The organism is Streptococcus sp. 27098_8_73, assembly GCF_041432495.1.
GTDB lineage: Bacteria > Bacillota > Bacilli > Lactobacillales > Streptococcaceae > Streptococcus.
Map to the genome: position 1 here is coordinate 103194 of NZ_JAPVZT010000004.1, position 24330 is coordinate 127523.

The 24330-nt window shown below is 42.3% G+C and carries 22 protein-coding genes; 11 read left to right on the forward strand and 11 right to left on the reverse strand.

The annotated features are described in order from the left end of the window. The first annotated feature begins 13 nt into the window (after nucleotides 1–13). Together O3651_RS04095 and O3651_RS04100 are read left to right on the forward strand one after the other, a co-directional pair. On the forward strand, nucleotides 14–532 hold the full coding sequence (locus O3651_RS04095) for an AAA family ATPase (protein ID WP_311164891.1): 519 nt from the start codon (nucleotides 14–16) through the stop codon (nucleotides 530–532). Between the two features lie 150 nt (nucleotides 533–682). Next, entirely contained in the window at nucleotides 683–1135 is a 453-nt protein-coding gene (locus O3651_RS04100) for a hypothetical protein (RefSeq protein ID WP_311164890.1), read from the forward strand. A 382-nt stretch (nucleotides 1136–1517) separates the two neighbouring features. Here the strand turns inward: O3651_RS04100 and rpmG are convergent, their stop codons facing one another. Next, nucleotides 1518–1667 carry a 50S ribosomal protein L33 gene (gene rpmG, locus O3651_RS04105; protein ID WP_001265622.1) on the reverse strand — a complete coding sequence of 50 codons (150 nt, stop codon included), beginning with the start codon at nucleotides 1665–1667 and terminating at the stop codon, nucleotides 1518–1520. Nucleotides 1668–1682: 15 nt separating this feature from the next. Then, entirely contained in the window at nucleotides 1683–1865 is a 183-nt protein-coding gene (gene rpmF, locus O3651_RS04110; RefSeq protein ID WP_000290416.1) for a 50S ribosomal protein L32, read from the reverse strand. 252 nt (nucleotides 1866–2117) lie between these two features. Here rpmF and ilvD point away from each other — a divergent pair, with 252 nt between their 5' ends. Further along, nucleotides 2118–3839: a dihydroxy-acid dehydratase gene (gene ilvD, locus O3651_RS04115; RefSeq protein WP_371259085.1), complete on the forward strand. Its 1722-nt coding sequence runs from the start codon at nucleotides 2118–2120 to the stop codon at nucleotides 3837–3839. Between the two features lie 79 nt (nucleotides 3840–3918). Here the strand turns inward: ilvD and O3651_RS04120 are convergent, their stop codons facing one another. Further along, on the reverse strand, nucleotides 3919–4260 hold the full coding sequence (locus tag O3651_RS04120; protein WP_005591447.1) for a metal-sulfur cluster assembly factor: 342 nt from the start codon (nucleotides 4258–4260) through the stop codon (nucleotides 3919–3921). Nucleotides 4261–4444: 184 nt separating this feature from the next. Here O3651_RS04120 and hisS point away from each other — a divergent pair, with 184 nt between their 5' ends. The 4 genes from hisS to O3651_RS04140 all read left to right on the forward strand — a co-directional run bounded on the left by hisS (nucleotide 4445) and on the right by O3651_RS04140 (nucleotide 9214). Continuing rightward, complete coding sequence (gene hisS, locus O3651_RS04125) at nucleotides 4445–5725, forward strand: histidine--tRNA ligase (protein WP_371609653.1); 1281 nt, start codon at nucleotides 4445–4447, stop codon at nucleotides 5723–5725. A gap of 432 nt (nucleotides 5726–6157) precedes the next feature. Then, nucleotides 6158–6370, forward strand: coding sequence for a hypothetical protein (locus O3651_RS04130; RefSeq protein ID WP_005591462.1), 213 nt, complete (start codon nucleotides 6158–6160; stop codon nucleotides 6368–6370). A 167-nt stretch (nucleotides 6371–6537) separates the two neighbouring features. Continuing rightward, nucleotides 6538–8292, forward strand: a complete 1755-nt coding sequence (aspS, locus tag O3651_RS04135) for an aspartate--tRNA ligase (RefSeq protein WP_371609654.1) — start codon at nucleotides 6538–6540, stop codon at nucleotides 8290–8292. Next, nucleotides 8279–9214, forward strand: a complete 936-nt coding sequence (locus tag O3651_RS04140; protein WP_149517650.1) for a YitT family protein — start codon at nucleotides 8279–8281, stop codon at nucleotides 9212–9214. The genes aspS and O3651_RS04140 overlap by 14 nt, the downstream gene beginning before the upstream one ends. Nucleotides 9215–9342: 128 nt before the next feature. On the opposite strand, the gene pulA is transcribed toward O3651_RS04140, so the two are convergent. The 6 genes from pulA to O3651_RS04170 all read right to left on the reverse strand — a co-directional run bounded on the left by pulA (nucleotide 9343) and on the right by O3651_RS04170 (nucleotide 16882). After that, nucleotides 9343–11418 (reverse strand): type I pullulanase, encoded by a 2076-nt coding sequence (pulA, locus tag O3651_RS04145; RefSeq protein ID WP_371609655.1) that lies wholly within the window; start codon nucleotides 11416–11418, stop codon nucleotides 9343–9345. Nucleotides 11419–11433: 15 nt separating this feature from the next. Further along, complete coding sequence (locus tag O3651_RS04150) at nucleotides 11434–12417, reverse strand: LacI family DNA-binding transcriptional regulator (RefSeq protein WP_285874230.1); 984 nt, start codon at nucleotides 12415–12417, stop codon at nucleotides 11434–11436. A gap of 9 nt (nucleotides 12418–12426) precedes the next feature. Further along, nucleotides 12427–13239, reverse strand: a complete 813-nt coding sequence (locus O3651_RS04155) for a DUF1189 family protein (protein WP_371609656.1) — start codon at nucleotides 13237–13239, stop codon at nucleotides 12427–12429. Between the two features lie 104 nt (nucleotides 13240–13343). Continuing rightward, on the reverse strand, nucleotides 13344–14186 hold the full coding sequence (locus tag O3651_RS04160; protein WP_125379106.1) for a sugar ABC transporter permease: 843 nt from the start codon (nucleotides 14184–14186) through the stop codon (nucleotides 13344–13346). Between the two features lies 1 nt (nucleotide 14187). Further along, on the reverse strand, nucleotides 14188–15477 hold the full coding sequence (locus tag O3651_RS04165) for a carbohydrate ABC transporter permease (RefSeq protein WP_125387170.1): 1290 nt from the start codon (nucleotides 15475–15477) through the stop codon (nucleotides 14188–14190). Between the two features lie 145 nt (nucleotides 15478–15622). Continuing rightward, nucleotides 15623–16882 carry an extracellular solute-binding protein gene (locus tag O3651_RS04170; protein WP_005591470.1) on the reverse strand — a complete coding sequence of 420 codons (1260 nt, stop codon included), beginning with the start codon at nucleotides 16880–16882 and terminating at the stop codon, nucleotides 15623–15625. 317 nt (nucleotides 16883–17199) lie between these two features. On the opposite strand from O3651_RS04170, the gene malQ reads away from it, so the two are divergent. From malQ to nrdI, 4 genes are all read left to right on the forward strand, one after another. Further along, entirely contained in the window at nucleotides 17200–18717 is a 1518-nt protein-coding gene (gene malQ / locus O3651_RS04175; protein WP_371609657.1) for a 4-alpha-glucanotransferase, read from the forward strand. Between the two features lie 39 nt (nucleotides 18718–18756). Beyond that, complete coding sequence (gene glgP, locus O3651_RS04180; protein ID WP_371609658.1) at nucleotides 18757–21018, forward strand: glycogen/starch/alpha-glucan family phosphorylase; 2262 nt, start codon at nucleotides 18757–18759, stop codon at nucleotides 21016–21018. Nucleotides 21019–21210: 192 nt separating this feature from the next. Continuing rightward, a complete protein-coding gene (locus O3651_RS04185) occupies nucleotides 21211–21729 on the forward strand; it encodes a lantibiotic ABC transporter permease (protein ID WP_371609659.1) in 519 nt (172 codons plus the stop codon). Nucleotides 21730–21792: 63 nt separating this feature from the next. After that, complete coding sequence (gene nrdI / locus O3651_RS04190; protein WP_371595190.1) at nucleotides 21793–22269, forward strand: class Ib ribonucleoside-diphosphate reductase assembly flavoprotein NrdI; 477 nt, start codon at nucleotides 21793–21795, stop codon at nucleotides 22267–22269. Between the two features lie 50 nt (nucleotides 22270–22319). On the opposite strand, the gene O3651_RS04195 is transcribed toward nrdI, so the two are convergent. After that, nucleotides 22320–22583 (reverse strand): MarR family transcriptional regulator, encoded by a 264-nt coding sequence (locus O3651_RS04195; RefSeq protein ID WP_371609660.1) that lies wholly within the window; start codon nucleotides 22581–22583, stop codon nucleotides 22320–22322. Nucleotides 22584–22634: 51 nt separating this feature from the next. Further along, on the reverse strand, nucleotides 22635–24323 hold the full coding sequence (gene argS / locus O3651_RS04200; protein ID WP_371609661.1) for an arginine--tRNA ligase: 1689 nt from the start codon (nucleotides 24321–24323) through the stop codon (nucleotides 22635–22637). Nucleotides 24324–24330 lie beyond the last annotated feature (7 nt).

The following is a 24330-nucleotide window of genomic DNA, read 5'->3' on the forward strand; positions in this document are numbered from 1 at the left end:
TAGAGGTATTAGGTTGGAAAATTGTGTTTATATTGTTTCTGGGCCTCCAGGCGTTGGAAAAAGCACAGTCAGCAAAGAATTAGCCTACTCTTTTGACAAAAGTGCGGTGATAGAAGGCGACATGATCTACTTGATGATTAAAAGTGGCCTAGTAGCTCCTTGGGAAGATGGTGGCTACTACATGGATTTATTCTGGGATAATGTCATCAGTCTGACCGATAATTTCATAGCCCGAGGCATTACAGTCATCATAGAATACGTCATATTTGAGGAACAACTGAAGAAAATTGCAGAGTTCTTAAAGACAAGACAGATAAACTTAAAATACTGTGTATTGCTGGCAGAAGAAGAAACGCTTAGAGACCGAGATTCTTCTAGAGAAGAAATTGAAAGAACGGGCGATTTATCTATCCAGTCAAGAAATGAGTTTTTAACTAAAAATATTGAGAAAAATCATTTGCTGTATACAGATGACTTGGACGTCCAAGAAACAGCACATATTATAAAAACTTCAGATAGATTTTTGGTTTAGAGAGGAACTATATACAATTGTTTTTGATATAAATTCAACCTACTAAGCTATGATTATTTGAACAAACATAAATTTGAAGACTGTAAAATGTGATATAATCTTTATAAGATAGTTTTTTGAGAACTATTTTTTAATAAAGGAGGCAGGAAGATGACAGAAGTAATAACAATAGTATATCGCCTAGGTAGTCGCGGAGAAATGTCAGCAGATGATGTTCTTGATGCACACTTGTTTCATGCAAAGAGCAATGATAATCGAGTACTATTCACTGTACCAACACAAAATAATACAAAAGTTGGGAAAAAACGTAAAGATATTGATAATATTATCCTTACTTTGAAAGATGGTTCAAAAGCCTTATTTGCAGAATTAGATGATTATGGCTCTTATCCTTGTAAGTACCCAGATCCTATATATAAACTTCCATATCAGTGGAATCCTTCCCAAGAAATAGATCAAGGTTATACTTGGTTTGCTTTAAGAGGAGTAAAAGAAATATCGAAAGAAGAATTAGATTCTTATAAAACTATGAATGAAAACGAATATCCAATTTTACAAAGCCTATCTGGAGCTCCGTGTCGTGTTTATGGAACTAAAAAATAGAAAAATACATATGAATCTTCTTACTAGATGTAGGAAGATTTTTATATTCTACGGATAACTTAAAAAACTAAAGTAGATAGTTTAGCAGGACATTCAAAAATGTGTTAGGTAAGTCAAACTTGGGCGTGCCTACGATTACTCCTCCTTTGATATCAATACCCAAAATTTAATTTCAGGAAGTTTATCACATTAGACACTAACAAATGTTAGTGTTCTAATGTTGCTTAAAAACCGTTGATTTAAAAGAAAATATAGATAATAATTCATGTATGAAAAGTGAAGATAATATTTGTTATTGTCTTTTTTGTTGCCAAATTGTTTCCAAAAAGAAAAATCAATGGCGAAAACCATTGATTTTAAACTGTTTTTACTAATTAAACTTTTATTTAACCTCTGTAAACACAACGTGTTTGCGAAGTTTTGGTGAGTATTTCTTCAATTGAAGACGGTCTGGAGTGTTACGTTTGTTTTTAGAAGTAAGGTACAAGCGTTCACCAGATTCTTTGTGTTCAAGTGTAATATTTACGCGCATGGTATCTCCCTTCTATTATTCAGCTGCAGCAGCTTTAGCGATTTTACGTCCTTTGTAGTATCCTTTAAGTGATACGCGGTGAGAACGTGAGTAATCCCCAGTAGTTTCGTCAAAGTTTACAGATGGAGCTGTTACTTTGTAGTGTGTACGACGTTTGTTTTTCTTCGCTTTTGAAGTGCGACGTGCAGGTACTGCCATTGTTTGTTTCTCCTTTTAGAATGTAATTCGATGCAATCTCATGATTTTCATCAACTTTAACAGTATAACAAAACTTTTTTGTAAAGTAAAGTTACTTGACAGAAATTTTTGATTTTCTTTTGGATAATAGTAGGGCTTTTTAGCCGTTGCATCTATATTTTAGATTATTATTCCAATATTCTGAAAATTTAAAAATTTTCTTCTGTCCAACAGAGCATAAGTGTGGTATAATAAAGCACAAAGATGACTACAATGAAAGGGAAAGACATGACAGATAAGCTAGATACACGCCACAGAAGTAAGATTTATGATAGTATGGTCAAATCTCCTAACCGCGCCATGCTTCGTGCAACAGGGATGACGGACAAGGACTTTGAGACTCCGATTGTCGGAGTGATTTCGACTTGGGCTGAAAATACGCCTTGTAATATTCACTTGCATGATTTTGGTAAACTAGCCAAGGAAGGAGTAAAAGAACAGGGGGCTTGGCCTGTTCAGTTCGGTACGATTACTGTAGCAGACGGGATTGCCATGGGAACACCGGGCATGCGCTTCTCTCTGACTTCACGCGACATCATCGCAGACTCTATCGAAGCTGCCATGGGCGGACATAATGTGGATGCCTTCGTCGCTATCGGCGGCTGTGATAAGAATATGCCTGGCTCTATGATTGCCATTGCCAACATGGATATTCCAGCCATTTTTGCTTATGGTGGAACTATTGCACCGGGAAATCTTGACGGAAAAGACATTGACTTGGTTTCAGTCTTTGAAGGCATCGGGAAGTGGAACCATGGTGATTTGACTGCTGAGGAAGTGCGCCGCATCGAGTGTAATGCCTGCCCTGGCCCTGGTGGCTGTGGCGGTATGTATACGGCAAATACTATGGCGACAGCTATTGAAGTTCTAGGTATGAGCTTGCCAGGTTCTTCTTCTCACCCAGCAGAATCTCAAGATAAGAAGGATGATATCGTGGAAGCTGGCCGAGCTGTTGTCCGGATGCTGGAAATGGGGCTCAAGCCGTCTGACATTCTGACTCGCGAAGCCTTTGAAGATGCGATCACAGTGACCATGGCTTTGGGCGGCTCTACCAATGCTACTCTGCACTTGTTGGCCATTGCCCATGCGGCCAATGTGGAGCTGACCTTGGATGATTTCAATGTCATTCAAGAGCGCGTGCCGCATTTGGCGGATTTGAAACCATCCGGCCAGTATGTCTTCCAAGACCTATACAATGTCGGTGGTGTGCCTGCCGTTATGAAATATCTTTTGGCGAACGGCTTCTTGCACGGTGATCGCATCACTTGTACAGGTAAGACGGTGGCGGAAAACTTGGCTGACTTTGCTGACTTGACGCCAGGTCAGAAGGTCATCATGCCGCTTGAAAATCCAAAACGTGCGGACGGTCCATTGATTATCCTGCATGGTAATCTAGCTCCAGACGGCGCGGTTGCCAAGGTATCAGGTGTTAAAGTGCGCCGCCACGTCGGGCCTGCTAAGGTCTTTGACTCAGAAGAAGCTGCTATTGATGCAGTGCTGGCCGATGAAGTAGTCGATGGCGATGTAGTCGTGGTTCGCTACGTTGGTCCAAAGGGTGGCCCTGGTATGCCAGAAATGCTGTCACTTTCTTCTATCATCGTAGGGAAAGGTCAAGGAGATAAGGTGGCACTCTTGACAGACGGTCGCTTCTCAGGTGGTACCTACGGTCTCGTTGTCGGACACATTGCTCCAGAAGCTCAGGATGGTGGCCCGATTGCCTACCTTCGCACAGGCGATATGGTCACGGTTGACCAAGATACCAAGGAAATTTCCATGGCAGTTTCTGAAGAAGAACTTGAAAAACGCAAAGCAGAAACAACTATTCCACCGCTTTATAGCCGCGGGGTACTTGGTAAATATGCCCATATGGTATCCTCTGCTGCTAAAGGTGCTGTTACCGACTTCTGGAAGCCAGAAGAAACAGGGAAGAAATAGCCTATATATGACAAAAGAACCCGCTAGTTTTTCTAGCGGGTTTGCTATTTTATTTAATGCAGATGAACTAGGCATCTTTTTATCTAGGACTAATCCCTAACGCAATCCGTCCAAAGCGACTGATGCGCGTGATTTTCCACGCGGGCGACCAAGTGACTTCAACGGAGACAGTTTCGATGCCCTCGATTTGCTTCAGGGACTCGACGATTTCAATGGGAACGGTCTCGGTACAGTCGCAGGCTGTGTCTGTGAAGGTCATGACAATCTTGCAGTGGCCAGTTTCATCAAGATTGATTTCATAGATGAGCCCGAGATTGTAGACATCAAGCTCGACTTCTGGATCGTAAATCGTTTCAAGTTTTTTAATTAATTCTTCTTGGATAGCTGCTGCTCGGTCATTGATTTTGATATCGTCTCTCATCTTCGGTCCTTCTTTTTCTATAGAATGGTGGTCTTATTTTCTCATAATTCTGACAATTTTTCAAGAAATTCTGGCGAATGAAAACGGATTTAGTCTCTCGGAGGGAATTTTTCTGCTCTAACTCCTCAAAACATCTGATTTATGGTAAAATAATAGATATTATATAGTTGCAGAGGATTAGAAAATGAAATTACAAAAACCTAAAGGAACTCAGGATATTCTCCCTCAGGAATCTGCTAAATGGCAGTATCTGGAGGAGTTTGCTCGTAAGACGTTTAAAAAATACAACTATGCGGAAATTCGGACACCGATTTTTGAGCACTATGAGGTCATCAGTCGTTCTGTTGGAGATACGACAGACATCGTGACCAAGGAAATGTATGATTTCTACGATAAAGGGGACCGTCATATTACGCTACGGCCAGAAGGAACTGCGCCAGTCGTTCGTTCTTATGTCGAAAACAAGCTCTTTGCGCCAGAGGTTCAAAAGCCAGTTAAGCTTTATTATATGGGCTCTATGTTCCGCTATGAGCGGCCTCAGGCTGGTCGCTTGCGCGAATTTCACCAAATCGGAGTGGAGTGCTTTGGCTCTGAAAATCCAGCGACAGATGCAGAAACGATTGCTATGGCTGCTCAGTTTTTCAAGGAAATTGGAATTGGACAGGTGACGCTGCAGCTGAATAGTTTGGGCAATGCAGCAAGTCGAGCTGCCTATCGTCAGGCCTTGATTGATTATTTGACTCCGCTGAAAGACAGTCTTTCTAGGGATAGTCAGCGTCGTTTGGAGGAAAATCCGCTGCGGGTGCTGGATTCGAAGGAAAAAGAAGATAAGGCAGCCGTTGCGCAGGCACCTTCGATTTTGGACTTTTTGGATGAGGAGAGTCAGGAGCATTTTGCGGCTGTCCGGTCAATGCTAGAGTCTTTGGACGTTCCCTATGTCATTAACACCAATATGGTGCGCGGTCTGGACTACTACAATCACACGATTTTTGAGTTTACGACTGATGTGGCAGGCAGTGAACTGACTATCTGTGCGGGCGGTCGCTATGATGGTCTGGTTGACTACTTCGGTGGACCAGAAACCCCTGCCTTTGGTTTTGGTATGGGAATGGAGCGTCTCCTCTTGGTTTTAGAAAAACAGGGAGCAACTCTGCCGCTTGAGACAGGCTTGGATGCCTATATTGCCGTTCTAGGTGAAGCTGCCAATCGCAGCGCTTTGGAATTAGTGCAAGCCCTCCGCAATCAAGGATTTGCGGCCGAGCGAGACTATTTGGATCGCAAGCTCAAGGCACAGTTTAAGTCAGCAGATGCTTTTGGAGCCAAGACCATCATTACTTTAGGCGAAAGTGAAATCGAAAGCGGCCAAGTCACTGTGAAGAATAATGAAACTCGTCAAGAAGTGGTGGTTGGACTGGATCAAGTTCAAGAAAACTATCAGGCTGTTCTCGAAAAATTAGGTTGTTAATATATTTTTAGATTTAAATAACCAATTTATTAAAGCTGAAAAACTAAGCTGAATCCAGTAAATCAAATTACAATTAGGCTTTAAATTATCTGTAGATTATTAGTATTTATACAAAAATGTATTTATTTTTATCTAAATACTTGAAATTATAGATATTAATTATTAGGACTGCATTGCTGTTATTCGTTTTAAGGTTTGAGTTGTAAAATTAAAGCATAATCTTAGGAGCAATAATATAGTAAGATTGCCCCAGTTATGCTGGAAATTTTTGAGGTTCCGTACGGCGCGGATTTATGCTGACTCTATGAAGAGGAAGTGTATGTTGGATTTTATGGTTTGGTGAAAGATAGGGGACTACGATCGAAGAAATTGTTGATATAAGTATCGTTTGTATCTCGTCTATGCTATAATAGTCTATAGAAAGTCGAGGGAATGATGAAGAAAATATTATTAGTGGTTGTAGTGCAGGGAGTGGCCTTATTTGTGATAACGGGTCTGCTCTGTTATTTTATGCGAGGGGATTTTTTCTTCCGTGCTTTGGCGCCGATTTTTGGTCTGGCAGCTGGAGCCTTTCGCTTCTTGACAGCCATGGTGACAAAAACGCTGGCTCCCAGTCTTTATGAGGATGGGAAGAAAAAGGAATAATCTATATAGCATTAGCAGGTCTGGGGATATTGGCTCCAGGCTTTTTTATAAAAGTGGGCAATGTAAATGAAGGTTTTTAATTTTTTTCAGAAAAAGGACAGGTAGGGGGGCTTTCCTAGGCTCTTTGTGGTAAAATAGTAACAGAATTAAAATTTTGGAGAGTAAAGATGAAACGTTCAATGTATGCGGGACGTGTTCGTAGTGAGCATGTCGATCAGGAAATTACTTTGAAAGGTTGGGTTGCCCGCCGTCGCGATTTGGGAGGCTTGATTTTTATTGATCTGCGTGACCGTGAAGGGATTATGCAGCTAGTTATTAATCCTGAGAGTGTTTCAGATGAGGTCATGAAGACAGCTGAGAGTCTGCGCAGCGAGTTTGTCATTGAAGTGACTGGTAAGGTAGCCGCGCGTGAGCAGGCCAATGACAAGCTGGCTACAGGAAGTGTAGAGCTTCACGTGGACAGTCTGACGGTATTGAATACTGCTAAAACAACTCCTTTTGAGATTAAGGATGGGATTGAAGCCAATGATGATACGCGCTTGCGCTACCGTTATTTGGATCTGCGTCGTCCAGAAATGCTAGAAAATCTCAAGTTGCGTGCCAAAGTGACTCATTCCATCCGCAATTATTTGGATGAGCTGGAGTTTATCGATGTAGAGACACCGTTTTTGACCAAGTCAACGCCTGAAGGAGCGCGTGACTATTTGGTACCGAGCCGGGTTAACCAAGGTCATTTCTATGCCTTGCCTCAAAGTCCACAGATTACCAAGCAGCTTTTGATGAATGCTGGTTTTGACCGTTATTATCAGATTGTCAAATGTTTCCGAGACGAGGACTTACGTGGAGACCGTCAACCAGAGTTTACACAGGTGGACTTGGAAACTTCTTTCCTATCTGAGCAAGAAATCCAAGACATCACAGAAGGTTTGATTGCCCGTGTCATGAAGGAAACCAAGGGAATTGAAGTGACCTTACCTTTCCCGCGTATGAAATATGACGATGCCATGGCTCTCTATGGTAGCGACAAGCCAGATACTCGCTTTGACATGTTATTGCAGGACTTGACAGAGCTTGTCAAGGGTGTTGACTTCAAAGTCTTTTCTGAGGCACCGGCTGTCAAGGCGATTGTAGTGAAAAATGCTGCTGACAAATACTCGCGTAAAGACATTGATAAGCTGACAGAGCAAGCTAAGCAGCATGGAGCAAAGGGACTTGCTTGGATCAAATTTGCTGGTGGAGAACTAGCTGGTCCTGTTGCTAAGTTCTTGACAGACCTGTCAAGTGAGTTGACAACTGCTTTACAATTAGAAGAAAACGACTTGGTTCTCTTTGTGGCAGATACTTTGGATGTTGCCAACGCAGCTCTAGGGGCTCTTCGTGTCCGCCTAGGCAAGGAATTAGGTTTGATTGACCCTGCTAAGTTTAACTACTTGTGGGTAGTAGATTGGCCAATGTTTGAGTGGTCTGAAGAAGAAGGCCGCTATATGAGTGCTCACCATCCATTCACCCTGCCTCAAAAAGATTCTGAGCAGGAGCTGGAAGGAGACCTAAGCAAGGTTCGTGCGGTTGCCTATGATATCGTACTCAATGGCTATGAACTAGGTGGTGGTAGCCTACGGATCAACCAAAAAGAACTGCAGGAACGTATGTTTAAGGCTTTAGGCTTTTCAACTGAAGAAGCGCAAGACCAGTTCGGCTTCCTTCTAGAAGCTATGGATTATGGTTTCCCACCACATGGAGGTCTGGCTTTGGGTCTCGATCGCTTCGTTATGCTTTTGGCTGGTGAAGAAAATATCCGTGAAGTCATTGCTTTCCCTAAGAACAACAAGGCTTCTGACCCAATGACGCAAGCACCAAGCTTGGTTGCTCCTGCACAATTAGAGGAATTAAGTTTACAAATAGAATCACATGAAAAAGACTAGTTTGCGGAAACTTTTTCGCTATTATCTTCATCGCTTTGCCTATCATGTCAAGTTGCTAGAAGTTCTGAAAAGTATTTCGCGTGAAAAATATGATGAGAAATTTTCGGCCTCTCTGGTATATGGATTTCTCTCAGCAGTAGCGGTTAATTTCTTCTTTCAGCCGGGCCATGTCTACTCAAGTGGTGCAACGGGCTTGGCGCAGATTGTCTCGGCTTTGAGTGGTCGCTTTATCGGCTTTACCATTCCAGTTTCCATTACTTTTTATGCGATCAATATTCCACTGATGATTTTGGCTTGGTACCAAATCGGGCATAAATTTACTGTTTTTACGTTTATCACTGTTTCGATGAGCTCGCTTTTTATCCATTTTGTGCCAGAAGTGACATTGACGACCAATCCCATTATCAATGCCTTGTTTGGGGGAGTTGTCATGGGGACAGGGATCGGCTTTGCCCTCAAGTCAAGTATTTCAAGTGGAGGGACAGATATTGTTAGCTTGACCATTCGCAAGAAAACAGGCCGTAATGTAGGCAGTATCTCCCTGATTGTCAATGGTATTATTATGCTGATTGCCGGTCTGACCTTTGGTTGGGAATACGCTCTCTACTCAATGATTACCATCTTTGTATCCAGCCGTGTAACGGACGCTGTCTTTACCAAGCAAAAGCGGATGCAGGCCATGATTATCACCAGTCATCCTGACGAGGTGATTAACAAGATTCACCACAAGCTCCACCGCGGTGCGACCATTATCAATGGAGCGGAGGGAACTTACAATCACGAGCAAAAGGCGGTGCTGATTACAGTCATTACGCGTGCTGAGTTTAGCGAATTTAAATACATCATGAAGCAGACAGATCCGACAGCCTTTGTCTCCGTATCTGACAACGTACATATTTTAGGAAGATTTGTAGAAGAGTAGTCTCGATTATCGACATTGTTAGCGGATCTTACTCAAACGCAATGCTTCCATTTATACATAAAAAAGGAACAAGTTCAGCTGGATGTCTTTCCATCCCAAAAGAACCTGTTCCTTTTTATATTTTTACTTTATTTCAGAACCAAGACTTGCTTAGCAGGAACTGTATAAGAGTCTGCTAGCGGGGCGATTGGTTTTTTAGCGTTAATGTGCGGATACTGAAGATGGATGCTTTGCTTGGTTTTATTTTCATAAGTCGCTGCTTCAGTACCAAAGTTAATCAAGATGGTCAGCGCTTGCTTATCTTTTTGAATCTTATATTCAACGAGGCTAGGGCTGAGCCATTTGACCTGACAAGCTTTTTGGATAGCAGAGCTAGTTGCCAGAGTCAGAAGTGGGTGAGCCTTTCTAAAGGCAATGAGTTGCTTCAAAAATTCAATGTCTTCTGTATAGTGAAGAGAGCGCAGCCAGTCTAGCTTGTTGATCTCATCAGGCAGATTGTAGGTGTTGTCAATCAGATTCTTGGTCCGATAAAATTCCTGGCCGCTGTGGAGGAAAGGAACCCCTTGTGCTAAGAGGACGATGTGCAGTGCTAGACGAGAGTTGGCTAAGCGCTGGCGGAGGCTGATATTTGGATTTTGAATATCAAAATAATCAAATACCGTTGCGTTGTCATGGCATTCTACATAGTTGATCGCCTGATGAGGCGCTAGGAAATGAGGCTCTCCTGTCAGGCCGACATTGGCTGTCAGGACATTTTCTAGCCAGCTGGTTGCATGCTCTTTGTCCAGTCGGCTACCTTGGACGATGGTTTGCTTGATCGTATCACGGAAATGATCGCTGAAGAATCCATACGCAGGTAGTTGTTCAGCGTTGAACTGATGAGCCAGAAGGTCACTATCAAGACCAGTAGGCATCTGCCAACCTTCTCCGTAAAGGTAGATGTTGGGATGGATAGCTTTTAGTTCTTGAGCGATTTGCTTCATGGTGGTTATGTCGAGAATGCCCATCAAGTCAAAGCGGAAACCGTCAAAGCCGTAGAGGCTAACCCATTGCTGGACGGATTGTTGGATATAATGGCGCACCATAGCTTTTTCGCTGGCTACATCATTTCCGCAGAAGGTGCCATTTGTCCGTAGGCCTTGCTCATCGAGACGATAGAAGTAGCCTGGCACAATCTTTTCAAAAGCATAGTTATCTGCTTCATAGACGTGATTATAGACAACATCCATGATGACGCTCATATCAGCCTTGTGGTAGGCTGCAATCGCGTCTTGTAGTTCAAAGATACGGCTATAGGGATTGTGTGGGTCGCTTGACAAGCCACCTTCAGTAACATTATACTGGACGGGATCATAGCCCCAATTATAAACGAGTTCGGGGTGTTTTTCGTCAACGCTACCAAAGTCATAGACAGGCATAAGCTGAACGTGTGTAATGCCTAAATCTTGCAAGTATTTGAGACCAAAAGTATGACCGTGTACGGTTGGAGATTCGGATAGAGAAGCGAATTTACCAGGCTGTGAAAAACCAGCTTCCTTTTGCATGGAGAAATCACGCACGCTCATTTCATAGATAACGGCTTCTGTTGGTTTTACTTGGCTGGCAGCGCGCTGAATAGGTTTGCTAATCTTTTTGCGGTCAATGACATAACTATGGCCAGAGTTGGCATCTGAAGAGAGGGCGTAGGGGTCATGTACCTCTATCCATTTTCCATTCACCTTGTGGATATAATAGTAGGCCTTGCCTTCTAAGTCCCCAAGGACCTGCGTATGCCAGACGCCCCTATCTTGCCTTTGGAGAGGAATAATCTGCTCTTCCAGATGCAGCAAGACTTTTTCTGAAATAGGAGCCCAAAGTTTGAAATCTGTTGCCTGAGGACTATAGCTAGCACCCAAATCTCTTCCTTGGTAGCTAAATAATTCATCAAAAATTGGTTTCTGGACAATGTGGCGATACTGGAGAATGGTGTGATTGCGATCCTGATCATAGACTGTGTAGGACTCGGTCAAATCAATCGGATCATTGGCTGAAAGAGTATAGATAATCTGATGTTCTTGATTCTCAATTTTTTTGATGGTCAAAGGACTGGAGCTATGCTTGTCCTCTAGAGTGAAGTGGATAGAATAAGCGTCAAAGGACTTTTCCAATTCGATAGTGATGCTATTTTCATCATCTAAGTAGGCTTGGAAAATACGATAAACCATGAAATTTCTCCTTAACTAACGAGTAAGAATGCTGTGGGAGATGACTTGGCGATAGCAAGTATGCTTGTCATCCTTATTATCTTTAATGATTTGGAGCAAGGTTCGGAAAGATTCCCTCCCTAACTCGAGGGTATTGATATCAATATAGGCATCCACGTCGATGCGTGGCTTGATAGAGTCAAAAGTGATAATCGGGAAACGGTAGTCAATGTCTTTGAGATAGTGGAGAGCCCCTTCGGCAACCATACTATCCGATGTCACAAAGGCCTCAATTTCCTGAATAGGCATCTTTTCCATAATCTTATAACTGCTATCTTCCAAGAGGAAACCGAAAGAAAACTTGACGATGTTTTCATCGAGAGGGATGCCTGCTTCTTCCAGGGCTTGTTTGTAGCCAGCAAAGCGGTCTTGGGACACGACGAGCTCTTTATTACCAGCCAGAAAGGCAATTTTTTTATAACCTTGATCTAGGAAATATTTGGTTGCATCGTAGCCAGCCTTGATATTATCATTATCGACCAAAGAAACAAATGGTGACACTGCTTTCCCTAAAATCAAGAAAGGAAACTGATTTTTAATCGCAAAGTCAACCAGCGGATCGTTTGGCTTAGAATAGAGAAAAATCAAACCATCGACGCGTTTTCCGAAAATCATTTGTTTAATATTTTCTAAACGACGCTCTTCGTCCTGTCCGGTGCTAATCTGAATGGCATAGTCATGTTCAGATGCGATGCGCGAAATCCCCCGCAAGACAGTTGGAAAGAATGGGTTTTGGAAAAAAACATCCGAATCATCGGGCAGCACCAGACCGATGACTTGGGTAGACTGACTGACCAGACTTCTAGCGTTGAGATTTGGATGATAGTCCAGCTCCTTCATAGCAGCGCGGACGCGTTTTTTTGTTTCATCACTGATGGTAGACTTGTTTTGTACGACGCGTGTCACCGTCGAGGGAGACACACCCGCTAGTTTCGCTACTTCTTTAATCGTAACGCGCATAATAACCTCCTAATTTCTGAAATCCTCATCACGGAAATGTGTTTTGTAGAAAATAATCACCAAATAAAGAACAAACAAGATATTTTGGACGGTGATAATCGTAGGCAGGCTTTGCCCAAATAAACCGCAGATAAGGCCGATAATCGTTGGTAATCCTAGGCAGTTGAGGATAAAGTGATAGCATTCTTTAAAGGTTTTAAAAGAAAATAGCCGTGATTTCTTGGTCAGATAGAGCAGGAAGGAGGCACCGAGCGCCAGAAAGGTAAAGTTGATGCTAAAGAGGAAGCCTGCGGAGAGGACTAGAAAGAGGCTGATCACCAAGCGGTTTTGCTGGAACCAGTCTTTAGAAATAGCTTTAGTCAGGGCTTCTTTGCTTTTCAGAGCCTTCTGGTCAATGGCTTGGTAGCGGATATTGGCCAGTTCTTTTCTTTCTTTAGTGATTTTGAGATTTTCTTTGTCGAAGTAAAGGGTCAGCTCCTTGCCTAATTTGAGCTCATCGTGATGGCCGATAATGACAGTCCCAGCGGTATTGTGATGAATGCCTTCAGGATTTTCAGTGGTCAGCACATGGTCTTTCATCTGGGCATGATGGTCAAAGTCAATCATCACGTCTTCATCCAGAGTGTCAAAAGCCTTATCGACAAAAGTATCCAGAGCATAGCTCGTCAAAGACGCTGTCTGAATGGCCACGGGAATCAAAGACAGAGAAATCAAAAAGATGCTGGTAAAGATGAGCTGGAACCAGCTAAGCATGCGACGATTGGCGAAAGTTTTTCTAAAACCAATCAAGCTCGAAAAATAATTAAAAGGATAAGGTAACATAGCTGCCTCTTTCTAACATTATAATCAGGTGGTGGCCAATAAAGAACTTATTGGCTGCCATATAACTATAATTGTCTTTAAATCAAAAACAGGGTGGGACAAGATTATCCCTTGTCTCCACCACTTGTTAAACCAGATACAAAATTCTTTTGCAGGAAGAAGAAGAGAATACAGATTGGAAGGGCAGTGAGAATCGCACCGGCAGCAAAGAAGGCAATTTTTTGATTCTTGACATCGCTGACGAAGGTACGAAGACCAACTGCAACCGTATAAAATTCTTTTTCACGAAGAAGGAAGCTAGAGAGGATATAGTCTCCGAAAGGTCCCATGAAGGCCCAGAGAGCTTGCACAGCAATCATTGGACGAACGAGAGGCAGGATAATCTGCCAGAAACGTCTGAAATGACCAGCACCGTCTAATTTAGCTGACTCATCCAGAGACATAGGAACGGTATCGAAGTATCCTTTCATCAACCAAGCATTCATTGGAATACCACCACCCACATAAAGGAAGATGAGGAACCAGCTTTGGTTGAGGGCATTGAGCATCAGCGCCATAACGAAGAAGGCGGTCAGAGCTGCAATAGTTGGCACCATTTGGATAATCAAGAAGAAAACCAAACTTTGCTTTCTTGCGATGAAATTGTAACGGCTGTATGCATAACCTGCAAGTACAACTATACTGGTTTGGACAATCATTGTCAAGACGGCAATGATAATAGTGTTAAAGTACCAAGTACCATATAGAGTCTCTGAGAAGAGACGAGAGAAGTTTTCCAGACTGAAGTTGATGTCTGTGTCTAGCTTGAAGGCCACGACATTCCCCGTCTTGAAAGCAGACATGATCGTGATCAAGAGCGGGTAGAGAATGATAATGGAAAGCACTACAAGGTAGAGATAGGTCAAACTGTGGTTGATAAAACGTTTAAATTTAACAGAACTATTCATCTTATACATCCTCCATATCAAATGCGTGTAGTTTCTTGAAGGCAATCATAGAGATAGAGATGACGATGATGGAGATGATGAGGGTAACGGCCGCCGCCATTGAATATTGCGGTGCTGTACCTGTGGTCAAACGATAAATCCAAGAGATCAGGATATCAGTTGAACCAGCTCCTCCACCGACACTACCAGGACCACCTGCATTGAAGAGGTAGATGATTGAGAAGTTATTAAAGTTAAAGGTGTATTGACTGATCAAAGTTGGTGCCGCAACTGCCAAGATCATTGGGAAAGTGATGTTGCGGAATTTTTGCCAAGCATTGGCTCCGTCGATGTAGGCTGCTTCATAAAGGTCATTTGGAATAGACTGCAAAATACCCAAGGTCAGGACGTAGATATAAGGGAATCCAAGCCAACCTTGCATCATGATAAGGGCAATCTTAGTCCAAGTCGGATCAGTCTTCCACGGAATCAGATGTCCATTTAAGAAAGGAAGAACCTTGCCGAGAAGTGGGATAACCTGAGTATTGATGGCCCCGATACTATCGTTGAACATATTTGAGAAAGTTAGGATAGTGATAAAGGCTGGAACTGCCCAAGGAAGCAAGAAGATAACACCGAAGATGCGTTTTCCTTTAATGAATGGCTGGTTGGCAATGATAGCGGTGAAAATACCGATTACGATTTGTAAAGTAGAGGCTGCCAGTGCCCAGATGATAGTCCAAGTCAAGACAGAACCAAAGGCCGCACGGAAGGTGCTCAATTGCCAAATGTTAGCAAAGTTGGTAAAGCCAACCCAATCCAAGAGTTTATTTGGTGGCAAGTGTTTGAAATCATAGTTTGTAAAGGCGATCAAGAGTGTTACCAATACAGGGAAAATGATAGCAAAGGTCATTGCCAGATAAGAAGGGATGATGAGTAAGTAAGGGAAGCCATTTTCATAGATTCCATCAAACATTTCCTTCAAGGTAGTGTGAACAGGATAATCATTGTTCCACTGTTTAGCAACCGTCCGAGCATCCTTCAAGTTAAATCCATAGAAAATCAGGAAAAAAGCTACAAGGATGAGGTGGAAGGCACCACGGATCAGCATGAAGAGTGAGTTGTCCCCACGGACTTCACCAAGAGTGATGAGATTTTCAATTTCTGGTAGGGCAATAGCTGCGAAATAAGCTAAAAATGCAACTGTAACCCCAAGAAAGATGTATCCTTTGGCTTTTTGATCATTATAGATTTGCCCCAACCCTGGAATGAGGGAGCGCAACATGGCTTGTTTGGGATCTTTTTTTGTCATTGTAGTCTCCTTAGATACGAGAAAGATTGAGGAATTGCAGTAAGTACAAGTCCTAATCTGAGTTTTTCTTATTAGAAGATAGAATAAATCCTCATTCTATCAAACAAGGGGTAGGGAAAATTCCCACCCCTTTATTTAAACTTGCTTATTTGTTGCCGAATTTTTGATCGATAGTTTCTTTGATCAATTTAACAGCATCTTCAGCTGAAGTTTTAGCATCTTTCTTGCCGCTTACAGCATCGAAGAGCATGTTCTTAGCTGGATCCCAAACAGTACTCATTTCAGAGATGTTTGGCATTGGTTCTGCAGATTTGAACTGTTTAACAACCGCATCTGTCAATTCATCTTTCTTGCTTACAGCGTATTCACGTGCTTCTGTGTTAGCAGGAACTTCGTTTGTTGCATCGTAAAGAGCTTTTTGTTGTGCAGTTGATGCAAGGAAGTTAACGAATTTTTGTGCGCCGTCAACGTTCTTAGAACCAGCAGGGATGACCCAAGCTTTACCACCACCAAAGGCTTTGTATTCTTTGCCGTTTGGAAGTGTTGGGATAGTTGCTACACCGTAGTTTACTTTAGCTTCTTTAAGAGATGCAGCTTTCCAAGGACCGTCGATGATTGCTGCAGTTTTTCCACCTTGGAATTGAGTTTGGATCAAGTTAGGAGCACCTTCTGTATCTTGCATACCTTTAGGCCATTTTGCATACCAAGTTTTAGCGTACTCAATTCCTTTGATAGCACCTTCGTTAGCCAAACCTACATCTTTAGGATCTGTACCATCTTTACCGAAGACATAAGCACCGTTTCCAGAAAGGAGACCGTAAGCATAGTAGAAGTTTGTCCAGTCAGCAAGGAAGGCAGTTGTTTTACCGTCTTCTCCTTCAAAAGCGTACTTGCTATCTTTAGCCAATTCTTCAAGTTCAGCAAATGTTGTAGGAGCTTTTTGGATCAGGTCTTTGTTATAGTACATTACTAAGGTCTCGATAACAGCAGGAGCACCGTAAGTAGTACCGTCGATTGATACCAAAGATTTAGTAGTATCGTCAGCTTTTGCATCTTTACCCAACTCAACTTCTGAAAGTTGTCCGTCAGCACCTAGGCTTCCTACGCGGTCGTATGGTGCCATCATGACATCTGGAGATTTACCAGATTGGTTGTCAAGTGAAAGGTTATCAAGACCTGTAAGAGCATCACCAGTTTTGATAGTGACCTTTGTTCCGGTTTCTTTTTCGTAAGCTTTGGCAGCTTCTTCCATGTAGCTCTTGTAGCCTGGGTCTACATATGCAGTGAGCTCATTACTTGCAGCAGTTTCTTTTTTAGAAGATTTGCTACCGCAGGCTGTCAAAATAAAACCTGCTAAAGCAACAGTACCGAGAACAGCAACGCTCTTCAACATTTTGTTTTTCATGATTATTCCTCCTAAAGAATAAAAATATAATATCATCTAAGAACACGCTTGCATAGCGCAAACGTTTTCTTGAACTTAAAATAATTTTAGCACAAAAGGTAAACGCTTGCAAGCGTTTTTAAGAAAATTTTAAAAAATTTTTAAGGAAAGAATGTTAATTTAGATGATATATAAGGAAAGAAAATGGAAATCTATGGTATAATAAATAAAAAAGTTTTTTAAAAAGCTTGCACTTGAAAAAAAAATAGGTTATAATTCAAGCAGCGCAAACGTTTTCGCTAAATAAAGTAGGAAACAAGCATGAAAAAATTTTTGAGGTGTTACATATGAAAGCGAGACAAAGTGGTGTATTGATGCACATTTCCTCTTTGCCAGGCAAGTACGGGATTGGTTCTTTTGGCCAGTCTGCTTATGATTTTGTGGATTTCTTAGTTAGAACGAAGCAACGTTATTGGCAAATCTTGCCTTTGGGAACGACTAGTTACGGGGACTCCCCTTACCAATCTTTCTCAGCCTTTGCAGGGAATACTCACTTTATTGATTTGGATTTCTTGATTGACGAAGGCCTGTTGGCAGAAGAAGATCTAAAAGGTGTTGATTTTGGTGATGATCCAAAAGCTGTAGATTATGCAAAAGTATTTGAAGCACGTCGTCCTCTTTTGGAAAAAGCGGTTGCTCGTTTCCTTAAAGTTGGCGATCTTGACAAATTCCGTCACTTTGTTGCAGAAAATGCAGCTTGGTTGGAGCTTTTTGCGGAATACATGGCTGTTAAAGAGCATTTTGATCTGAAAGCTTGGACAGAATGGCCAGATGAAGCGATTCGTCGTCGCCAACCAGAAAGTTTGGCTAGCTATCGTGAGAAATTGGCAGACAAACTGGAATACCATCGTGTAACTCAATATCTCTTCTTTAAACAATGGTTGGAACTCAAGCAATATGCCAATGACCATCACATCGAAATCGTTGGAGACATGCCCATCTATGTAGCTGCTGACAGTGCAGATGTCTGGGCTCAGCCTCACTTCTTCAAGACAGATAAGCAAGGTCGCCCAGTTAAGGTTGCTGGCTGCCCACCAGATGAATTTTCAGAGACTGGCCAATTGTGGGGTAACCCAATTTATAATTGGGATGCCATGGATAAAGATGGCTATGCTTGGTGGATTGAGCGCCTGCGCGAAAGCTTCAAGATTTATGACATTGTTCGGATCGACCACTTCCGTGGCTTTGAGTCTTATTGGGAAGTGCCTGCTGAGTCTGACACAGCGGCTACTGGTCACTGGGTTAAAGGTCCAGGTTATAAGCTGTTTGCCGCAGTGAAAGAAGCTTTAGGTGATTTGAACATCATTGCAGAAGACCTTGGATTCATGACGGATGAAGTCATTGAATTGCGTGAACGAACTGGCTTCCCAGGTATGAAGATTCTGCAATTCGCTTTCAATCCAGATGATGAAAGCATTGATAGTCCACACTTGGCGCCACATAACTCTGTGATGTACACTGGTACTCACGACAATAATACTGTATTGGGCTGGTATAAGGATGAGATCGATGATCCAACCCGTGAATACATGGCTCAGTACACCAACCGCAAAGAATACGAAACGGTGCCACATGCAATGCTTCGTACAATCTTTGCTTCCGTTAGCTACATGGCTATCGCAACGATGCAAGATTTGCTAGAGCTAGATGGCTCTGCCCGCATGAATCTGCCTTCTACAATTGGTGGCAACTGGGCATGGCGGATGACAGCTGAAGAGCTAAACCCGATTGTGGAAGGTCAGCTTTATCATTTGACTAAGGTCTACCGTCGTCTGAATACGGACTTGCTTTCATAAGACAATAAATTTCAATATTTTCTAATACTAGGAGAAATCATGTCAAACTTACAAACATATATCCAAAAAACTTATCAAAAGAAAATTGCTGATTGTAGCAATGAAGAGCTTTATTTGGCTCTCTTGAACTACACAAAATTAGCGAGCGCTCAAAAGCCAGTTAATACTGGTAAAAAGAAACTCTACTACATCTCTGCTGAGTTTCTGATTGGTAAACTCTTGTCAAACAACTTGATTAACCTTGGCCTTTACGACGATGTGAAAAAAGAACTTGCCACTGCCGGTAAAGACTTGATCGAAGTTGAAGAAGTAGAATTGGAACCATCTCTTGGTAATGGTGGTTTGGGCCGTTTGGCAGCCTGCTTCTTGGACTCTATCGCAACCTTGGGTCTTAATGGTGACGGTGTTGGACTAAACTACCACTTTGGTCTTTTCCAACAAGTCCTTAAAAACAATGAACAAACAACTATTCCAAATTTCTGGTTGACTGAGCAAAACTGGTTGGTTCGCTCAAGCCGTAGCTACCAAGTGCCATTTGCACACTTCACCTTGACATCAACTCTTTACGATATTGATGTTCCTGGTTACAAGACAGCTACTAAAAACCGTTTGCGTTTGTTTGACTTGGATTCAGTTGATTCTTCCATCATCAAAGAGGGAATCGAATTTGACAAGACAGATATCGCTCACAACTTGACTCTTTTCCTTTATCCAGATGATAGCGACAAGCAAGGTGAATTGCTCCGTATTTTCCAACAATACTTCATGGTTTCAAACGGTGCACAATTGATCATCGACGAAGCGATCGAAAAAGGAAGCAACTTGCATGACCTTGCAGACTATGCAGTTGTACAAATCAACGACACTCACCCATCACTGGTTATTCCTGAATTGATCCGTCTCTTGACTGCGCGTGGTATCGAGCTTGATGAAGCGATCTCAATCGTTCGTAGCATGACTGCCTACACAAACCACACTATCCTTGCTGAAGCCCTTGAAAAATGGCCTCTTGAATTCTTGCAAGAAGTGGTTCCTCACTTGGTACCAATCATCAAAGAATTGGATCGTCGTGTCAAAGCAGAATACAAAGATCCAGCTGTTCAAATCATTGACGAGAGCGGCCGTGTTCACATGGCATACATGGATATCCACTATGGATACAGCGTTAACGGGGTTGCAGCACTCCACACTGAAATCTTGAAGAACTCTGAGTTGAAAGCATTCTACGATATTTATCCAGAGAAATTCAACAACAAGACAAACGGTATCACATTCCGTCGTTGGCTCATGCACGCTAACCCACGTTTGTCTAGCTACTTAGATGAACTTCTTGGTCGCGATTGGCACCATGATGCCGCTAAGTTGGAAGGTCTACTTGACTTTGCTGGCAAGCAAGAAGTGAAAGAAAAGCTGGAAGGCATTAAGTCTCACAATAAGCGTAAATTGGCTCGTCACTTGAAGGAAGCTCAAGGTGTGGAAATCAATCCAGATTCTATCTTTGATATCCAAATCAAGCGTCTACACGAGTACAAACGCCAACAAATGAATGCTTTATATGTGATCCACAAATATTTGGACATCAAGGCTGGTAACATTCCTGCTCGCCCAATCACTGTCTTCTTTGGTGGTAAGGCAGCTCCTGCTTATACAATTGCCCAAGACATCATTCACTTGATCCTTTGCTTGTCAGAAATCATCGCGAATGACCCAGCAGTGGCACCACACTTGCAAGTGGTTATGGTTGAGAACTATAACGTTACAGCATCAAGCTTCTTGATTGCAGCTGGTGATATTTCTGAGCAAATCTCACTTGCTTCTAAAGAAGCTTCAGGTACTGGTAACATGAAATTCATGCTCAACGGCGCTTTGACACTTGGTACTATGGATGGTGCTAACGTGGAAATCGCTGAGTTGGTTGGCAAAGACAACATCTATATCTTTGGTGAAGATTCAGAAACAGTTATCGACCTTTACGCAAAAGCAGCTTACAAATCAAGCGAATTTTACGCTCGTCCAGCTATCAAACCGTTGGTTGACTTTATCATCAGCGATGCTGTTCTTGCAGTAGGTAAGAAAGAACGTTTGGAACGTCTTTACAATGAATTGATTAACAAAGACTGGTTCATGACGCTTCTTGACTTGGAAGACTACATCAAAGTTAAAGAGCAAATGCTTGCTGATTACGAAGATCGCGATGCATGGTTGGATAAAGTGATCGTTAACATTGCAAAAGCTGGCTTCTTCTCAGCAGACCGTACAATCCAACAATACAATGACGAAGTATGGCATTTGGATAACTAATAATTGAATACCTTAAAAAGCCTAGACAGTCCTGTCTTGGCTTTTCTCTTGTTAGAAGACTAGAGTAAGTAGCCTTGGAGGATAAGCTTTTCTAGTAGATAGAGCTTTTAAAATCGTAGCAGACCTTGTCTCTTGTCAGTCTTTTCTTTTGGGTGTATAATAAGAAAAAGTATTTCTTTACAGGAGGTTATTATGAAAAAGAAACCAATTTATCTCTATGTCTTACTGGGATTAGAAACAGTAGGCACTTTGTGGGAGCTTATTTCGAAGTTCTCCTCTTCAAATGATGCCGTGGAAACCTTACTAAAGGGGATCAATGAGCCAGCAAAATCTCAGTATGCAGCTTACTTTAGCAAGAGCGCTGAACTGTCCGGTTCGCTAATAAATAATATTTTCTTTTATGTTGGCTTGCTTCTTTTGATTGCAGCTTGGTTCTTCGTTTTTAAGAAAGATATTTTTAAAGCAAATCTTATTTACATCGCGAACGTTCTTATTGGCTTGATTGGAACAGCGTATGGTTATGTGGTAGCAAAAGGGATTGCAGCTTCTTCCTTCTCGGATCCAACTTTACTTTCAACTCAGATACTGGGGTTGAATATGAGTGTCGGGTTCTCTGTCGTTCTTAGCCTCATCTTCCTTTCGATTGTTGTCTTTAAGCTTATCAAGCAGCAAAAGGAAGTTGAAACTGTAGAAGTAGCTGAAGAGAATTAAGATTTGGCAAATAACATTTACTGCTGATAAGCTAGATGAGCGGATAAATGTTATTTTTTTGGAATGGAGCAAATAAACATGAAAGTTTCCTTAGTTTATATCAGCTTGAGTGGCAATACAGAGAGTTTTGTCCGTCGTTTGAGCGACTATTTGTTAGAGCAGCATCCGAGTTTAGAGATTGAGAAAATTCACATCAAAGACTTAGTGAAAGAGGGGCATCCGTTCTTTGAAATGGCCAATCCCTTCATCACTTTTCTACCGACCTATCTGGAAGGTGGTAATGGTGTGGATAATGGCGATGTCGAAATTCTCACGACGGATGTAGCCGATTTTATTGCCTATGGGCAAAATGCTAGCAAGTGTTTTGGAGTTATCGGAAGTGGCAACCGTAACTTTAATAATCAGTACTGCCTGACTGCTAAGCAATACAGCCAACGTTTTGGCTTCCCGGTTTTAGCTGATTTTGAAATGCGTGGTATGCTAGGCGATATTAAAAAGGTCGCTGGCATTATCGAGGAATTGTACGGAATAAAAGCATAAGTAAAAAGCCGTTCAGTCAACAGTTGTTGACCGAGCGGCTTTTGTTTGTATTATTGGTTTGCTTGCTCGCCGGTGATAGTTTCGACCAGCTCTTTTGAATATAAAATTCCTAAACGGTAGTTTTTGTTAACGTAAGCAATAAGGTCATTTTGGTTTTCACTAGTGGCCATTTTTTTTTGGAGTTCTTGTCGAAAATGATCACTTTTTAGGAGTTCCTGCTGCAGCAAAATCTGCAACTTTACCTTTTCTCTTTTGTTGTACAAAAAGAGAATGACCAAGCTAAGGGCAACTAAAATATAAGCAGTTTCATTCATAAAATATCTCTTCCTAAGAAAACCTCCCAAAACTGGAAGGTTTGTGTAGGGTTACATTTTTTCTGGTGCTTCTACACCAAGCATGCGGAGAGCTTCCTTCAGTACAACAGCAGTGGCGTAGCTAAGAGCTAGACGGCTGTCACGTTCCGGAGTTTCATCCAAGATGCGAGTGTGAGCATAGTATTTATTGAAGGCTTGAGCTAGGCTGATCGCGTATTTGGCAATCAGAGATGGCTCAAAGTTATCAGATGCACGTTTAACTACGCGAGCGAAGTCTTGGATCAGTTTGATAATTTCCCAGCTTTCAGCATCGTTGAGGTTGTAGTTGGCATCAAGACTTAGCTTGAAGTCTGCTTTGCGCAGGATAGACTGGATACGTGCATAGGCATATTGTACATACGGTCCAGTTTCACCCTCAAAGGAAACCATTGCTTCCAAATCAAAGTCGTAACCATTGCGGCGGTCAGTTTTAAGGTCGTAGAATTTAACGGCACCGACACCAACTGCATGGGCAACAGCTTCTTTGTTTTCCAGATTTGGATTTTTTTCTTCAATTTGAGCTTTGGCACGGCTGATTGCTTCTTGCAGAGTTGGTTCCAGAAGGATGATGTTTCCTTTACGTGTTGAAAGTTTTTGGCGATTCTTCGTAACCAGACCAAAGTCCACGTGGATCATATCATCGCTCCAGTCAAATCCCATCTTCTTAAGGACGGCCTTGAGCTGACGGAAGTGGTTTGATTGTTCTTGACCAACGACATAAACATTCTTGACGAAGTTGTAAGTGCGTGCACGGTACATAGCAGTGGCAATATCACGGGTGATGTAAAGCGTAGCACCGTCTGATTTTTTAATCATAGCTGGTGGAAGGTTGACATCATCCAAGTCCACAATGCTAGCGCCTTTTGATTCTTTCAGGAGACCCTTATCTTCCAGAATTTTCACGGCCTCGTCCATCTTGTCATTGTAGAAAGCTTCACCATTTAAGCTATCGAATTCAACGCCGAGCAATTCATAGATGCGGTTAAATTCAACGAGACTTTCGTCACGGAACCATTGCCAAAGTTCTGTTGCTTCTGGATCGCCATCTTCCAGTTTCTTGAACCAAAGGCGACCTTCTTCATCCAAGGCTGGATCGTTTTCGATTTCAGCATTGATGCGGACGTAAAGTTGCAAGAGCTCATCGATTGGGTTGGCTTCAACGGCTTCCTTGTTGCCCCATTTCTTGTAGGCAACCATGAGGAGACCGAATTGTTTGCCCCAGTCACCCAAGTGGTTGATCTTGATGGTATTGTAGCCCATCTTGCGAAAGATATTGGATAAGGCATCTCCGATAACAGTTGAGCGCAAGTGACCGACAGAGAAAGGTTTTGCAATGTTAGGGCTGGAAAGGTCGATTGTGATATTTCCGCCCTGACCTTCGTTCTGTTGACCATAGTCAGCGCCTTCCTTGATGACTTCTTTGATGACTTGATCAGAGATTTTAGCTTTGTTGAGGAAGAAGTTGACATAAGGTCCAGTTGCGACAACTTTTTCAAAATGACTTGGGTCGATCTTTTCAGCAATATCCGCAGCGATAGCTTGAGGAGCCTTGCGTTCTACTTTTGCAAGTGAGAAAGCTGGGAAGGCAATGTCTCCAAGATCGGAACTTTTCGGTTGCTCTAGTAGGTTAGAGATAGCGCTTTGGTCCAAGCTGTCAATAACTTTGGCCAACTCGCTAGCGATTAATTGTTTATTATCCATATTTGCT